Source organism: Streptomyces sp. NBC_00989 (genome assembly GCF_045162655.1).
Lineage (GTDB): Bacteria > Actinomycetota > Actinomycetes > Streptomycetales > Streptomycetaceae > Streptomyces.
The window spans coordinates 4,124,288-4,139,664 of record NZ_CP108728.1 but is presented as its reverse complement, the minus strand read 5'-3'; the positions used below and the strand labels follow the sequence as shown (position 1 = coordinate 4,139,664).

The following is a 15,377-nucleotide window of genomic DNA, read 5'->3' as shown; positions in this document are numbered from 1 at the left end:
GAGTACGTACATCGTGACCGAGACCACCACCTTCACGCCCGCCGGGGACCCGGAGGGCACCGAACAGCCGACGGCCGACGTGCTGCCGTTCCCGCTGAAGAAGAACCCCACCCCGCCCACCACCCCTGCCGAGGCGGACGTGAAGCCGGGCGAGTGGGAGGCCGAACTCCCCGACACCGACGACCCGGAGGCCGACGGCCTGAGCGAGGGGGCGCCGGTCGACCCGCCGCGCGAGGTCTACCCGCCCTCGGTCGCGGAATGGATGGAGGCCAGGGACAAGGCCCGTATGCCGGTGCTGCCGGACTGGGTGAAGCTGCCCGACCAGCGAACGGCCGTACGCAAGTGGGCCGTTCGCCACTACTCGGCTGTGATCGGCTACCACGCCGTACGCCTGCCGTGCATCTACACCCCGAAGGTGCTGTGGTACTCGCCGCGCGGGGCGTGGCGCTGGTCGACCACGGTCGGCCGGTGGGTGTTCGACGCGGAAGGCAAGTCGCTGCGCCTGAACTCCGTGGCCAACGAGGACGCTGCCGAGTACTTGAAGCTCTCGCGGCAGCGCAACGACCGCGTCCGCCTGCGCGGGATCGTGGCCACGCTCGCCGGGATCGTCGGCCTCGCCGCCACCCTGACTCTGTTCGTCATGGCGCCGTCCTGGCTGCTGCTGCTCGCCGTGGCCGCGCTGATGACGACGTTGGGTGTGGTCGGGGCGCCGGCCGATCGGCCGCTGATCGATCTGGCCAAGGTGACGTTCCGCAAGCGCAAGTTGTCCTCGGACATCGTCATCCGTGCGCATGAGGTGTCCGGGCTGACCAGCAAGGACCAGAACATCGCCTTCCCGCGGCCGATCGGCCGTGACGGCGACGGGTGGCGTGTGGTCGTTGACCTGCCGTTCGGCAAGTCCTTCAAGGACGCGCTCAACGCGCACACCAAGCTCGCGTCGGGCATGGACATCGCCGCCACTCAGCTTTTCCTGGACAAGGACGAGACGAGTGAGCGTCGGGTGTCGTACTGGATCGCCGATCGTGACCCGCTCGCCGTTCCGTCCGGCAAGTCGCCGTTGCTGGGGGCGACTCGGGTGGACTTCTGGAAGCCGTTCCCGTGGGGTGTCGACGAGCGCGGCAACGCGGTCATGGCCACCATGCTGTGGCTGTCCCTGCTGGTCGGCGCGGTCCCGCGGCAGGGGAAGACGTTCTCTGCCCGGACGATCGCGCTCGCTGCCGCGTTGGACCCGTACGTGCGCCTGTACGTGTTCGACGGGAAGGCGTCGCCGGACTGGCGCAAGTTCGCGCTGGTCGCGCACCGCATCGGGTTCGGCATCGTGCCGAAGAACGGCATCGACCCGGTGGCGCATCTGCTGACGTCGCTGCGGGAGTTGAAGGCGGATGTCGAGGACCGCTACCACCGGCTGTCCGAACTGCCGCTGCATGTCTGCCCCGAGGGCAAGCTGACCCCGGAGATCAGCCGGGACAAGAAGCTGAACATGCCCCTGACGCTGTTCGTGGTGGATGAGGTGCAGGAGTACTTGCAGCACCCCGAGCACGGCAAGGAGATCCTGTCCCTGCTCGTCTACCTCGCCCGGGTTGCTCCGGCAGTCGGCGTGAGTGTGATGACGTCCACGCAGAAGCCGGACGACAAGGCCTGCCCCTCCGAGCTGCGTGACCAGCACCAGGCGCGGTTCGCGCTGCGGGTCGGCGCCTACCAGGTGTCGGACACCATCCTTGGCGCCGGTTCGTACTCGGAGGGTCTGGACGCGTCGAAGCTGCTCAAGTCCCACAAGGGTGTGGGTCTGCTCAAGGGCATGTCGGACGACTCCGGGATCGTGCGCACCTACCTCGCCGACGGCCGCGATGCCGAACGCGTCCTGACCCGCGCGGCTGCGCTGCGGGAGGCCGAGGGCACGCTCTCCGGCGACGCGGCCGGCGAGGCTCCGGCACCGGAGGTGTCCGCGACGGTCCTGGACGACGTCGCGCAGGTGCTGGGCAAGGGCGAGGTCAAGGTGTGGTCGGAGACCATCGTCGACCGCCTCGCCGACCTGCGCCCCGACGTCTACGGCCCGTGGGCCGAACTGGACGCCAAGCCCAAGGCCGAAGCGCTCACCGCAGCACTCAAGCCGTTCGGCGTCGGCACCGACCAGATCAGCCGACGCATCGACGGCAAGACGGTCAACAAGCGCGGCATCAAGCGCGACGACCTCGCCGCCGCGATTACTCAGCGCAACGAAAAGCGCGACGCCGGATAGGTCTCCGGGGTCGCTTGCGCAAGCACCGCCCGTCGCTTGCGCAAGCGACCCTGCTAGCGACCCAAACCGCGCCTGATCAGGTCGCTAGCAGATAGCGGTCCACCTGCGGAAACCCTCAAAACCTGCCTGAGAGGCCCCTGATGAGCCTTCCCCTGCTCGCATCCGCCTGCCTACTCGTCATCACTTTGTGTTACAGCGCCAAGTGCTGGCTCAGCCCGTTCGGCGACTGCCGCAAGTGCGCCGGCATGGGCCACGCCCTCAAGACCAACCGCAAGGGACATGCCAAGCGCGGCAAGGACTGCCGCCGCTGCGACGCCACCGGCAAGCGCATACGCGTCGGCCGCTGGATCTACAACCGCGCCGCGCGCACCTACCGCGCCGGCACCCGCTGACTTTGGAGGCCCCGTGGTCCTCACCATCCCGCTCGTACTGCTGCTCGCCGTGGTGGCCGCGCTGCTGCTGCGCTTCCGCGCGGTGGGCGCCGGCGCGGCCGTCGTCGTCGCGCTCTTCGGCTTCTACCTCGCACGCACCGGCGCCGCCGACACCGTCGATCATCTCGTCACCGCCGTGACCGACGCCCTCCCCGGCATCGGCCACTAGAAGGGACCCCGCATGCACCCCGAGACCACCCCCCGCCGGACCAGGCCCGACGTCGGCATGACCGACGCGGAAGCGGCGAGCGAGGCTCGCCGGATCATCGCCGACGCCTACCAGCCCACCGCCTACCGCGACACCACCCCCGTCCCCGCCCGGGGCGACGCCCCGCCTGTCGCGCAGCCGGGGCGGCCCCCGATGAGCCAGGGCGCCACCGACGCGAGCGTCCTCATGCTCGCCGGAGCCACCGCCACCACCATGGTCGGCGGCACGGCCGCCGTGCTCATGTACGTCTCCCAGTTCGCCGACCCGCTCGTGTGCGGTCTCGTCTTCGGCGCACCCACCGCCTTCGTGCTCGCCCTTGCCCGGCTCATGCGCCGCACGGGCGAGGCCACCCCCGACACCCATCACCACCACTACACCGGCCCGATCACGCAGGAGAACACGACCACCCACACGCGCGGGATCTTCGCCCGCACCCACAACGACCACCGCAACTGACCAGTCCCGGAGGGACTTTCATGAGTGCTGTTCTGTGGCCCGTCACGGCCCGCATCGTCACCGCGCTGAACACCGCCAACGGCACCGGCGAGCACGAGACGGCGATGCGGCTGATGAAGGTAGTTGAGGAAGCGGGGGAGGCGTCGGCCGCGTACATCGGGATGACCGGCCAGAACCCCCGCAAGGGCACCACCCACACCCGCGCGGACGTGGCCGACGAACTGTGCGACGTCATCATCGCCGCCACCGTCGCCCTGCACGCCTTCACCACCCACCCGCCCGCCGTGCTGGACGCCAAGCTGCACGCCGTTGCCCAGCGGCTGCATGAGGTCGAGGTGGGTCCGACAGTGTGGCCGACGCCGGAAGACGCTTACGCCACCGCTCCCACCATCGTCTGTGAGATCGCCTGGACGGCCGCGGTTGCCCGGACGGTCGTAAAGGACCGGTCTGGCGATGGCGCGGACCGTGACTTCTGGCTCCGCAAAGCGGCCGTCCTGGACCGCATCGCACTCCAGGGAACGACCGGCGACGACGCGGGCGACGTCGCGACCAATGCGGCTCAGCGACTGATGGACATGGACGACGCGTCCGTCATCTGCGACCCGCGCCACTACGTCCGACAGCAGTACGCCCGTTGGGCCAAGCACCAGTAGCAATGCCGCGGCGGCGGGACTCCCCAGCAAGGTCGCCCGCCGCCGCGGTTCTCCCTGTCCATCCGAAGACAGAACAGGAACCCTCAAGCATGCCGCACACGGACGGCTCTGCCCAGCTCGCCTCAGCGCTCGACGTAGCGTCACGAGGCTGGCACGTCTTCCCCCTGATCCCCGGCGACAAGCGGCCCGCGCTCTCCGACTGGGAGACCCGCGCCACCACCGACCAAGACCGCATCACCGTCGCCTGGCGCGTCGGCGCCTTCAACCTCGGCATCGCCACGGGACCTTCCAACCTGGTCGTCATTGACCTGGACAGGCCCAAGCACGCCGACGACACCCCGCCGGCGCACTGGGCCGAACACGGCGTCACCGACGGCGCCGATGTCCTCGCCCTGCTCTGCGAACGCCATGGCCAGCCCTTCCCCGCCGACACGTACACGGTCCGCACCTGGAGCGGCGGCACGCACCTCTACTTCAACGCCCCCGAGGGCGAGATCCTGCGCAACACCGCAGGGGACAGCGCCCGCGGGCTCGGCTGGAAGGTCGACACCCGCGCCGCCGGCGGACTCGTCGTCGGCGCGGGCAGTACCTTCAACGGACGCCCCTACGAGGTCACTCACAACGGTCCCGCAACGCCCCTGCCGGTCTGGCTCGCCGAACTACTGCGCCCTGCGCCGCTGCCCCCGCAGAAGCCAATCCGGGTTGCCCTCTCCGGTCGCGGACGGCGCACTGCCTTCCTGAACGCAGCGGTCAACGGGGAAGTCGAGCGGGTCACCGGCTCTGGCGAGGACCAGCACAACAACGAGCTGTACATCGCGTCCGTCGCCCTCGGACAGCTTGTCGCCGGGGGAGAGCTGGCCGAAGTCGACGTGACCGGCTGGCTGTTGACTGCCGCACTCCAGGTGGGGCAGGGCGAGCGCGAGGCACGGCGCACGATCGCTTCCGGGCTCAGGGCTGGCGCCCGGCGCCCTCGGACGGTCGCGGCATGAGCGCCAACCCGATCCCGCCTCTGCACCTGTACTCCGTCCCCAGCGACCCCCAACTCCCCACCGTGCCGCCGCCGAAGCGGGAACGCCCGCGGACCGCGTGGACGGCCGATCAGCTCATGGCCGCGGACTTCCCCGACCCGAAATGGGCGGTGCCCGGCATCCTCGCCGAAGGGGTCAGCCTGCTCGCCGGACCGCCCAAGGTCGGGAAGTCCTGGCTCTCCCTCGGACTCGCCCTCGCGGTCGCCGCCGGGGGCCAGGCCTTCGACTCCGTGCCAGTCGAGGGCGGACCGGTCCTCTACCTCGCCCTGGAAGACACCCCGCGCCGTCTCCAGACCCGCATGGGCAAGCTGTTGGGAGGACAGCCGGCGCCCGCTGGGCTGACCCTGGTGACCGAGTGCCCGCCCTTCCCTGCGGGCGGGACCGAGGCCATCGCGCAGTGGCTGGACCGCAACCCGGACGCCCGCTTGGTCGTCATCGACGTGTTCGCCAAGATGCGCGGCCAAGCCCCGCAAGGGGTGTCCGCGTACGACGCCGATTACGTCTCCGTCGGCTACGCGAAGCGCCTCGCGGACCACTACGGCATCGCCGTCGTCCTGGTCCACCACGTCCGCAAGGCAGGCTCGGACGACTTCCTGACCGAGGTCTCCGGGACCAACGGCATCGCAGGCGCCGCGGACGCCACGCTCGTACTGAAACGGGCCCGCGGGCAGGCCGACGGCATCCTGCACGTCACCGGCCGCGACGTGGACGAAGCCGAATACGCCCTCAGCTTCCAACCCGCCTCCGGAGCCTGGCACTTGCTGGACGGCCCCGCCACCGACCACACCGTCGGCGACACCCGAGCCGCGATCCTCCGCTACGTCCGCGCCCACCCCGGCGCGAAGCCCAAGGACATGGCGGGCGAGCTGCCGCACGTCGACATGGACACGATCCGCCGGACGTGCTCACGCATGGCCGAGGCCGGACAGCTCACCAAGGACGCCGGCGGCCGGTACTTCCCGGACACCGAGACCCGGACACAGGGCGCCCAAGAGGTGTCCGCACTGTCCGACTGTCCGGTTACCCCCTCTGACCAGCACGAACAACCCGGACAGTCGGAATTGGAGCTGTCCGGGCTGTCCGGGTCGACCGAAGCCGAAGGGACGGCGCTATGAGCGCCCGCACGCTGGACGAGAAGTTGACCGTCGCGGAAGTCATCACCGATCTGAAGGTGGCTCCGTCGACGTTCTACCGGTGGCGCCAACTCGGGAAGGGACCACGCTCGATCAAGCTGCCGAACGGCGACGTCCGCATCCGCCGATCCGAATACGAGCGTTGGCTTGCGGAGCGGGAGGATGCCGCGTGAGCACGACCGAAGACGCCTCGCCTCTCCGCCCGCACGGGGAGGCGAGGCTGGGGTACTCCCTCGACGTCCGGCTATGGAAGGTCACGAAGGTCGACCGCAAGGCGCGGCCGTATCAACTCCGGTGGGTCGTAGGCGGGAAGGTGAGCAGCGCGACGTTCGCCACGTCGGCACTCGCCGAAAGCCGACGCTCGGAGCTGCGGCAGGCCATGCGCCGGGGCGAAGCGTTCGAGATCGCAAGCGGACAGCCTGAGTCCGAAGTCCGCGCGGCAGAAGAGGCGGCGGCAACGGCGACTGCGGCCAAGCCGTCGTTGCGGTGGTTCGAGTTCTGCCGGAAGTACGTCGCCGGGCGGTGGCGCATGAGTGCCGCCAAGACCCGTGAGGGCATGGCGGACGGTCTCGCGGCCGTGTCGCTCGCCATGGTGAAGCGAGGCGAGAACACTCCTGAGGACAAGTCCCTGCGCCTGGCGTTCCGGTGGGCGATCGTCCCCGCGAACGCGGGAAATGAGCCGCCGGCCGAACTGAAGGACGCTTACGAGTGGCTCACGAAGGAGGACCGTCCGGTTTTCGAGCTGGTCGACCTTGAGGTGTTCGAGGACGTGCTGTACCGCCTCAGCTACCGGCTCGACGGCACCCCGGCGGCGGGGGAGACACACAAGCGCCGGCGCCGGGTCCTGAACACGGCCCTCGAACACGCCGTGGCCGCCAAGGAACTCCCGGAGAACCCCCTCCAGGGCGCCCACAAGAAGCGCGTGGGTTCCGGCGCGGTGGTGGACCGACGCGTCCTCGTGAACGCCGTACAGGGGCGCCAGTTGCTCACTGCGGTCTCCTACGTCGGTTCGTGGGACCGCAACCGTGGGCGGCGCCTGGCGGCCTTCTACGCGGTCCTGTACTACGCGGGCCTCAGGCCCGCTGAGGCAGTCGGGCTGAGGCTGTCCGACTGCCATCTGCCGGACGCGGGTTGGGGCACGCTCACGCTTCGGGAGACGCGTCCCGTCTCCGGCAAGCAGTGGACCGATTCGGGGGAGCGGCACGACCGCCGGGGGCTGAAGGCGCGCGAGGCGGACACGGACCGCCCGGTCCCCATCCCGCCCGTTCTGGTCGAGATCCTGCGGGCCCACCTGAAGGAGTTCGGAACCGCCAAGGAAGGGCGCGTATTCGGCAACGAGCGCGGGGGAGTCGTCGGTTCGTCGACGTACTGGCGCGTCTGGGAGGAAGCCCGGCTGTTCGCCCTCCCGCCTGAGCGGGTCGTCTCGCCGTTGGCCGGGCGCCCGTACGACCTGAGGCACGCCTGCATCACGCGGTGGCTCAACGCGGGAGTCCCGATCGCCGAAGTAGCCCGGCGCGTCGGCAACTCCCCGGAGGTAATCCACCGCCGGTACCACGGCTGCATCGACGGACACGAGGAAGCGGCAAACGAGAAGATCGCAAGGGCATTGGAGGAAGAGGGCGACGCAGCCTGAGATAGCCGAATGAAGGCGGCGACCCAATAACATCGGTCGCCGCCTTCATTCGTGACTCTATTGCCCGAGTGCTCTATGACAATCCCAGGATCACGCGAACGCAATCCTCAATTCGCTTCAACTCGCTTGGGTCTAGAAGACCTAGACGTTTGCGGAGGTTTGATTTAGGCACCGTGTGCAGGTCGGTACAGTTCACATAGGACTCGGGATACTTAGTTACGCCACACTCAGGCCCGATCGCGACGTGAGTTGAGGCGGGTCCAGACGTGCCTGTGACCAGCGCGACGGTAACGGCTGCTAGCGGCTCTGCGATGCGATTGACCGTGAGGATTACTACGGGGTGCGGACCAATTCTTGGCAGTGCGCATCCCCAGACCTCGCCACGCATTGCGGTCCCAGCGTTCACCATTCGAATTCGTCTGCCGCTTCCAGTTCTTCCGCAGTAGCGGGCAATGCGCCTGTTGGGAGAGGAGCCGCGTCCCCTTGATAGAAGGCTCGAATCTCCTCAGAGGCTGCCACCTCTGCCGCCTCGCGTGAGAGGAGGCGGAGTCCCTCGCGAAGTGCATCAGAGACTGATGCCAGATTGAGCGACTGCATGACCAATCGCAGGTCTGCCATCTCGTCAGGCCTTAGCCGGACTTGAGCCACTTCGGTGGAACTGGTGTAGCTGCCTGCTGGCAAGCGTGATGGCCGGTACTGCCCAGACTTAGCGGGTTTCTTCTTGGCGAGCGCAGCAGGTTTCATGGCCTTGGCGATCGCGGCAGACTTGGCAGTCTTGCTGCGCGTGACGCTGGTCTCGCCGTGCTTCGAGCTAGCAGGGGCTGCCTTGCCTCTCTTGGGTCGGGTTTCAGGGGTCATCGTTCCTCCTTCCTGGGCCCTGTCGTACAGATGTCATACATCGAGTGTCAGGGGCGCAGTCCGGCTGGTCAAGGCAGTGGCTGCGGAGGGGCTACGGAAGTGTGTCGCGTGTATCGCAGATAGTGCGCGAACGGTGAGAGACAACGAGAAAGAGCGGGAGTCAGTGAGACTGACTCCCGCTCTCTCGTGTCGGCATCCGCACAGGTCAGAGCATGGTTTTTGCTGGCTGACTGGCGAGTGCCCCCGGCAGGATTCGAACCTGCGCACACGGCTCCGGAGGCCGTTGCTCTATCCCCTGAGCTACGGGGGCGTGTCGGCGCTGTGTTTGCGGCGACGGGTAGAACCCTACCAGCTCCTTACGGGTGTTCATGAACAGGTTTCTCGGTGGTCAGGGAGGTGGTCAGGAAGGTGGTCGGGGAGGTGTGTCGGGTCGCTCGCGGGGGGTGGAAGTGGGGAAAACCCGGACGCGGTGGCCGGTCCGGACCTACTCTCGAGTTGTGCCAGGCGCGTCGGGTCGGGTGCTTGTTGTGGACGACAACAAGGTCATCCGGCAGTTGATCAGGGTCAATCTCGAGCTGGAGGGTCTCGAGGTCGTGACCGCGGCCGATGGTGCCGAGTGTCTGGACGTCATTCATCAAGTGCGGCCTGATGTCGTGACCCTGGATGTCGTCATGCCTCGGCTGGACGGGCTGCGGACTGCCGCGCGGCTGCGTAGCGATCCCCGGACCCGTGATCTGCCCCTCGCCATCGTGAGCGCGTGCACTCAGTACGAGGTCGACAGCGGGCTCGACGTCGGCGTCGACGCGTTTCTCGCCAAGCCCTTCGAACCTGCTGAACTGATCACTCTCGTACGGCAGTTGATCGAGCGGGGGCGGCGTGAGCCGCGTGGCCCGAGGGATCCACATGATCCGGCCGACGGCCTTTCCATCGGTGGTGCCTTCGGTGCCGGCGCCGGTGAGGGTGAGCGGGCCGGGCGGGGTGGGCGTAGCGGCGGCTGAGAGTGAGGCCGAGGCCGAGGTTGCCTCCAGGCCAGGCTTTCCAGTTGTCGCCACCTGTTGGTCTCCATGCTTGCTCCCCTTATATAGAGACCCACCTCTTATATAGACCCACCTCCGCCATAGAGGTCCACCTCCGCGGATGCACGGTCGGCTCCTTGCCGTCATCCCTCCTGAGCCCGCCCCCCCGTGCCCGCACACTCCGACCCGATCCATCCTCCCGTGTCCACATCCCGGACCCCCGGACAAACCGGCTGGCCTACCCACCCCCCTCCTCCCATACGCTTGTCCCGTGACCCCCGTCGAGCTCTCCCGTACCGTGCTGCGCGCGGTGCGTCGTGCTGTCGAGGAGGGGGAGCTGCACGTCGTCGTGCCGGAGAAGGCGTCGGTGACCGTGCCGGGGGCCGGCGGGTGGGGTGACTACGCCACCAACATCGCCCTCCAGCTCGCCCGGCCCGCCGGGGAGACCCCCCGCCGTGTCGCCGAACTGCTGCGGCCGCATCTCGCCGGTGCGCATGGCGTCAGCGGTGTCGAGATCACCGGGCCCGGGTTCCTCAACATCAGCCTCGGGAGTACGGCGTCCACCGCGCTCGTCGAGGAGATCCTGCGGCGCGGCCCGCGGTACGGGTTCGCCGATGAGGCTGCGGCCGGCATCAGCCGGGACACCCTCGCCGGCCAGCACGTCTCCGGCAGCCCGGACGCGCTCACCCAGCACCCCGTCCCCGGCGGCCCGGACGCGCTTCCCCCGGAACACGTCTCCGGCATCCCAAAGGTGCTCACCCGCCAACCCACCCCCAGCAGCGCGGACGCGCTCACCCGCCGCCCCGCCCCCAACAGCCCCGACACGCTCATTCCCAACGCCCGCCTCGTACAACTGCGCGCCCCCCACGACCCCCGCGCCCTCGTCGTCATGGACGTCGTCGCCCGCCTCCTGCGTTCGCAGGGCGCCCTCGTCCGCACCACCTGCGAGGCCCGCCCCGAGCCCGAGTGGGCGGCGGTCCTCGGTATCGAGGTCGACGCATACGGCACCCCGGCGGCATCGGCACCCGCACCGGCACCGGCACCGGCAGACGCCCCCGCACCGGCCCCCGCCCCCGCTCCCCCCGACGTCAACGTCCGGCCCGTCCCGGTCGCCGACCCCGCGGAACTGCTGACCCTCGGCCGTGACGCCGCTCGCTGGGCCCTCTTGTACCCCGCCCCCCACGACCGGCCCCGCCTCACCGCCGACCACCTCGTGCAGCGGGAGAGCAACCCTCTCTTCCGGGTCCGTTACGCCTACGCCCGCACCCGGGCCGTCAGCCGTAACGCCGCCGACCTCGGCTTCACCGCCGCACCCGGCGACGTACGACAGGACGTACGACAAGACGCACAACAGGACGTACGGCAAGACGTACAAGAGGACACGACCCCCGTCCTCCCCCTTCTCGCCGACCACCCCCGCCTCCTCGCCCGCGCGGCAGCGCACCGCGCTCCCGACCTGCTGGCCCGTCACCTGGTCGCCGTAGCCGATGCGACTCTCGGTCTGCTCCCCGCGGTGCTTCCGCTCGGGGACGAGAAACCCTTGGCCGCCCACCGTGCCCGGCTCGCGCTTGCCGAAGCTGCCGGGGTGGTGCTGGCCGGTGGCCTCTCCCTGCTCGGCATCGACGCACCCCAATACCTCTGAGCGCCAAGAAGTCCTCCGAAATCTGAGCGCCAGGAAGAGACAGAAGAGATACGACATGAGCCGTTCCGCACATCCCGCCGGGCCCCGTCACGCCGACGTTCTGCCCGAGGGGCACTACTCCGCCCCGGCCGCCGACCTCAACGAACTCGACCCCAAGGTGTGGGCGCAGACCGTCGGTCGTGACTCGGACGGTGTCGTCACCGTCGGCGGTATCGACGTGAAGACGCTGGCCGAGCAGCACGGCACTCCGGCCTACGTTCTCGACGAGGCCGATTTCCGGGAGCGGGCCCGGGCCTGGCGTACCGCGTTCGGGCACGACGCCGACGTCTTCTACGCCGGGAAGGCGTTCCTGTCCCGTGCCGTCGTGCGGTGGCTGCACGAGGAGGGGCTCAACCTCGATGTGTGTTCCGGGGGAGAACTCGTCACCGCTCTCTCCGCCGGTATGCCCGCCGACCGCATCGCCTTCCACGGCAACAACAAGTCCACGGACGAGATCCACCGGGCCATTGACGCCGGTGTCGGGCGGATCGTTCTCGACTCCTTCCAGGAGATCGTGCGGGTCGCCCATATCGCGCAGTCCCTCGGCAAGCGGCAGCGCGTGCAGATCCGGATCACCGTGGGCGTGGAGGCGCACACCCACGAGTTCATCGCCACCGCCCACGAGGACCAGAAGTTCGGGATTCCGCTTGCCGGCGGGCAGGCCGCCGAAGCCGTGCGCCGCGCCCTTCAGCTCGACGGGCTCGAAGTCATCGGGATTCACAGCCACATCGGGTCGCAGATCTTCGACATGTCCGGCTTCGAGGTCGCGGCCCATCGTGTGGTCGGGCTGCTGAAGGACATCCGCGACGAGCACGGTGTCGAGCTGCCCGAGATCGACCTCGGTGGTGGGCTCGGGATCGCCTACACCAGCGACGACGACCCCCGCGAACCGCACGAGATCGCCAAGGCGCTCACCGAGATCGTCACCCGCGAGTGCGACTCCGCGAAGCTGCGGACCCCTCGTATCTCCGTCGAACCCGGGCGCGCCATCGTCGGGCCGACCGCCTTCACGCTCTACGAGGTCGGCACCATCAAGCCCCTCGACGGGCTGCGGACGTATGTGTCGGTCGACGGTGGCATGTCCGACAACATCCGGACCGCGCTCTACGACGCCGAGTACAGCGTCGCTCTCGTGTCCCGGCGTTCCGACGCCGAGCCCATGCTCGCGCGGGTCGTCGGCAAGCACTGCGAGAGCGGGGACATCGTGGTCAAGGACGCCTTTCTGCCGGGGGATTTGGCACCGGGTGACCTGATCGCCGTACCGGCCACGGGTGCGTACTGCCGTTCCATGGCCAGCAATTACAACCATGTGCTCCGGCCGCCGGTCGTCGCCGTGAAGGATGGGGAGTCGCGGGTCATCGTCCGCCGGGAGACGGAGGAGGACCTGCTCCGGCTCGATGTCGGCTGAGATCTTCGATAAAAGAGGAAGCAGGAAAGGGGTGGAAGATCTCCGGTCTTCCACCCCCGCAGAAATGAAATCGATGTCTCACGATCCGGACTATGGATAGAAACTCCCGTCCGGTGAGTGAGACTGGTCCAACCGATGACGGTATGAGGAAACGAGGTCGGATGATGCGTACGCGTCCGCTGAAGGTGGCGCTGCTGGGCTGTGGAGTGGTCGGCTCAGAGGTGGCGCGCATCATGACGACGCACGCCGACGACCTCGCCGCCCGCATCGGCGCACCCGTCGAGCTCGCGGGCGTCGCCGTACGGCGGCCCTCCAAGGTCCGCGAAGGCATCGACCCCGCCCTCGTCACCACCGATGCCACCGCTCTCGTCAAGCGCGGCGACATCGACGTCGTAGTGGAGGTCATCGGGGGGATCGAGCCTGCCCGTTCCCTCATCACCGCCGCCTTCGAGCACGGTGCCTCCGTCGTCTCCGCCAACAAGGCGCTGCTTGCCCAGGACGGTGCCGCGCTGCACGCCGCCGCCGAGCAGCAGGGCAAGGACCTGTACTACGAGGCCGCCGTCGCCGGTGCCATTCCGCTGATCCGGCCGCTGCGCGAGTCCCTCGCCGGTGACAAGGTCAACCGGGTGCTGGGCATCGTCAACGGGACGACCAACTTCATCCTCGACAAGATGGACAGCACGGGCGCCGGTTATCAGGAGGCCCTCGACGAGGCCACCGCCCTCGGGTACGCCGAAGCCGACCCCACCGCCGACGTCGAGGGCTTCGACGCCGCCGCCAAGGCCGCCATCCTCGCCGGAATCGCCTTCCACACGCGCGTGCGTCTCGACGACGTCTACCGCGAGGGCATGACCGAGGTCACCGCCTCCGACTTCGCCTCCGCGAAGAACATGGGCTGCACCATCAAGCTGCTCGCTATTTGTGAGCGGGCCGAGGACGGGGGATCCGTCACCGCGCGCGTGCACCCCGCGATGATCCCGCTCAGCCACCCGCTCGCCTCCGTACGCGGCGCCTACAACGCCGTGTTCGTCGAGTCCGACGCCTCCGGGCAGCTGATGTTCTACGGCCCCGGCGCGGGCGGCGCCCCCACCGCCTCCGCCGTGCTCGGCGACCTCGTCGCCGTGTGCCGCAACCGGCTCAACTCGACCACCGGGCCCGGCGAGTCGGCGTATGCCGCGCTCCCGGTGTCGGGCATGGGCCAGGTCGTCACGCGGTACCACATCAGCCTCGACGTCGCCGACAAACCGGGTGTTCTCGCACAGGTCGCCACCGTGTTCGCCGAGCACGGAGTCTCGATCGATACGGTTCGGCAGCAGGGGAAGGACGGCGAGGCATCCCTCGTCGTCGTCACGCACCGCGCGTCCGACGCCGCCCTGGGCGGGACCGTCGAGGCGTTGCGCAAGCTCGACACCGTGCGGGGTGTCGCCAGCATCATGCGGGTTGAAGGAGAGTAACCAGCAATGACCCACCAGTGGCGCGGAATCATCGAGGAGTACCGGGACCGGCTCCCGGTGTCCGACAGCACGCCGGTCGTCTCCCTCCGCGAGGGCGGAACGCCCCTCGTGCCCGCGCAGGTGCTCTCCGAGCGCACCGGCTGCGAGGTCCACCTCAAGGTGGAGGGTGCCAACCCCACCGGGTCCTTCAAGGACCGCGGTATGACCATGGCCATCACGCGGGCCAAGGAGGAGGGCGCGCAGGCCGTCATCTGCGCCTCCACCGGCAACACGTCGGCCTCCGCCGCCGCCTACGCCGTACGCGCCGGGATGGTCTGTGCCGTCCTCGTGCCGCGCGGCAAGATCGCGCTCGGCAAGATGGGCCAGGCCCTCATCCACGGCGCGAAGATCCTCCAGGTCGACGGAAACTTCGACGACTGCCTCACCCTCGCCCGCGAGCTGAGCGACAACTACCCTGTGGCGCTGGTCAATTCGGTCAACCCGGTGCGCATCGAGGGCCAGAAGACGGCCGCCTTCGAGATCGTCGACATGCTCGGCGACGCGCCCGACGTCCACGTCCTGCCGGTGGGCAACGCGGGCAACATCACCGCGTACTGGAAGGGCTACAAGGAGTACGCCGGCGACGGCATCGCCGCGAGGACCCCGCGCATGTGGGGGTTCCAGGCGTCCGGGTCCGCGCCCATCGTGCGCGGCGAGATCGTCAAGGACCCGTCGACGATCGCCACCGCGATCCGCATCGGCAACCCCGCGTCCTGGCAGTTCGCGCTGGACGCGCGGGAGGAGTCCGGCGGGTTCATCGACGAGGTGACGGACCGTGAGATCCTGCGCGCCTACCGGCTGTTGGCCGCTCAGGAGGGCGTTTTCGTCGAGCCCGCGTCCGCCGCTTCCGTCGCCGGTCTGCTGAAGGCGGCCGAGCAGGGCAAGGTCGACCCGGGCCAGACCATCGTCTGCACGGTGACCGGAAACGGTCTGAAGGACCCCGACTGGGCCGTCGCGGGCGCCCCGCAGCCCGTCACCGTCCCGGTCGACGCGGCGACGGCCGCCGAGCGGCTCGGCCTCGCGTAGCGAGACACCTCGAAAGCCCCCCGTAGGAAGATCCCTACGGGGGGTGCACGGGGGGCTTACGACACGCATCGTGCGCCTCCTGTGCGCCCTATGTCGCCACAGAACCTTCCTTCG

Annotated in this window: 16 protein-coding genes and 1 tRNA gene; 14 read left to right on the top strand and 3 right to left on the bottom strand. The window is 69.0% G+C overall.

Translation table 11 applies throughout. From position 1 onward, the window contains the following. The first annotated feature begins 13 nt into the window (after positions 1 to 13). The 9 genes from OG714_RS17730 (at position 14) to OG714_RS17690 (ending at position 7,781) form a co-directional block, all read left to right on the top strand. The gene (locus tag OG714_RS17730; protein WP_406122087.1) at positions 14 to 2,239 is read left to right on the top strand and encodes a cell division protein FtsK; all 2,226 of its coding nucleotides are present in this window, start codon (positions 14 to 16) and stop codon (positions 2,237 to 2,239) included. A 140-nt stretch (positions 2,240 to 2,379) separates the two neighbouring features. After that, a complete protein-coding gene (locus OG714_RS17725; RefSeq protein ID WP_406122085.1) occupies positions 2,380 to 2,631 on the top strand; it encodes a hypothetical protein in 252 nt (83 codons plus the stop codon). A gap of 13 nt (positions 2,632 to 2,644) precedes the next feature. Next, positions 2,645 to 2,839, top strand: coding sequence for a hypothetical protein (locus tag OG714_RS17720; protein ID WP_406122084.1), 195 nt, complete (start codon positions 2,645 to 2,647; stop codon positions 2,837 to 2,839). A 12-nt stretch (positions 2,840 to 2,851) separates the two neighbouring features. Beyond that, a complete protein-coding gene (locus OG714_RS17715) occupies positions 2,852 to 3,334 on the top strand; it encodes a hypothetical protein (RefSeq protein WP_406122082.1) in 483 nt (160 codons plus the stop codon). Positions 3,335 to 3,354: 20 nt separating this feature from the next. Beyond that, positions 3,355 to 3,987 (top strand): MazG-like family protein, encoded by a 633-nt coding sequence (locus tag OG714_RS17710; protein ID WP_406122080.1) that lies wholly within the window; start codon positions 3,355 to 3,357, stop codon positions 3,985 to 3,987. Between the two features lie 89 nt (positions 3,988 to 4,076). After that, positions 4,077 to 4,976, top strand: a complete 900-nt coding sequence (locus OG714_RS17705; protein ID WP_406122079.1) for a bifunctional DNA primase/polymerase — start codon at positions 4,077 to 4,079, stop codon at positions 4,974 to 4,976. Next, positions 4,973 to 6,130: an AAA family ATPase gene (locus OG714_RS17700; protein ID WP_406122077.1), complete on the top strand. Its 1,158-nt coding sequence runs from the start codon at positions 4,973 to 4,975 to the stop codon at positions 6,128 to 6,130. Before OG714_RS17705 ends, OG714_RS17700 begins: the two co-directional genes overlap by 4 nt. Beyond that, complete coding sequence (locus OG714_RS17695; protein WP_329349390.1) at positions 6,127 to 6,321, top strand: helix-turn-helix domain-containing protein; 195 nt, start codon at positions 6,127 to 6,129, stop codon at positions 6,319 to 6,321. The genes OG714_RS17700 and OG714_RS17695 overlap by 4 nt, the downstream gene beginning before the upstream one ends. Then, positions 6,318 to 7,781, top strand: coding sequence for a tyrosine-type recombinase/integrase (locus OG714_RS17690; protein WP_406122075.1), 1,464 nt, complete (start codon positions 6,318 to 6,320; stop codon positions 7,779 to 7,781). The genes OG714_RS17695 and OG714_RS17690 overlap by 4 nt, the downstream gene beginning before the upstream one ends. Positions 7,782 to 7,854: 73 nt before the next feature. Here the strand turns inward: OG714_RS17690 and OG714_RS17685 are convergent, their stop codons facing one another. From OG714_RS17685 to OG714_RS17675, 3 genes are all read right to left on the bottom strand, one after another. Then, positions 7,855 to 8,169: a type II toxin-antitoxin system PemK/MazF family toxin gene (locus OG714_RS17685; protein ID WP_406122073.1), complete on the bottom strand. Its 315-nt coding sequence runs from the start codon at positions 8,167 to 8,169 to the stop codon at positions 7,855 to 7,857. A gap of 14 nt (positions 8,170 to 8,183) precedes the next feature. Continuing rightward, complete coding sequence (locus tag OG714_RS17680; protein ID WP_406122072.1) at positions 8,184 to 8,639, bottom strand: hypothetical protein; 456 nt, start codon at positions 8,637 to 8,639, stop codon at positions 8,184 to 8,186. Positions 8,640 to 8,877: 238 nt separating this feature from the next. After that, positions 8,878 to 8,949: transfer RNA gene (locus tag OG714_RS17675), tRNA-Arg, on the bottom strand. A 208-nt stretch (positions 8,950 to 9,157) separates the two neighbouring features. On the opposite strand from OG714_RS17675, the gene OG714_RS17670 reads away from it, so the two are divergent. The 5 genes from OG714_RS17670 to thrC all read left to right on the top strand — a co-directional run bounded on the left by OG714_RS17670 (position 9,158) and on the right by thrC (position 15,263). Continuing rightward, positions 9,158 to 9,637 (top strand): response regulator, encoded by a 480-nt coding sequence (locus OG714_RS17670; protein ID WP_406131858.1) that lies wholly within the window; start codon positions 9,158 to 9,160, stop codon positions 9,635 to 9,637. Positions 9,638 to 9,926: 289 nt separating this feature from the next. After that, on the top strand, positions 9,927 to 11,297 hold the full coding sequence (gene nrtL, locus OG714_RS17665; protein WP_406122070.1) for an ArgS-related anticodon-binding protein NrtL: 1,371 nt from the start codon (positions 9,927 to 9,929) through the stop codon (positions 11,295 to 11,297). Between the two features lie 55 nt (positions 11,298 to 11,352). Continuing rightward, positions 11,353 to 12,744: a diaminopimelate decarboxylase gene (gene lysA / locus OG714_RS17660; RefSeq protein WP_406122068.1), complete on the top strand. Its 1,392-nt coding sequence runs from the start codon at positions 11,353 to 11,355 to the stop codon at positions 12,742 to 12,744. A 161-nt stretch (positions 12,745 to 12,905) separates the two neighbouring features. Next, positions 12,906 to 14,198 (top strand): homoserine dehydrogenase, encoded by a 1,293-nt coding sequence (locus OG714_RS17655; protein ID WP_406122067.1) that lies wholly within the window; start codon positions 12,906 to 12,908, stop codon positions 14,196 to 14,198. Between the two features lie 6 nt (positions 14,199 to 14,204). After that, positions 14,205 to 15,263, top strand: coding sequence for a threonine synthase (thrC, locus tag OG714_RS17650; protein ID WP_406122066.1), 1,059 nt, complete (start codon positions 14,205 to 14,207; stop codon positions 15,261 to 15,263). The last annotated feature ends 114 nt before the right edge of the window (positions 15,264 to 15,377 follow it).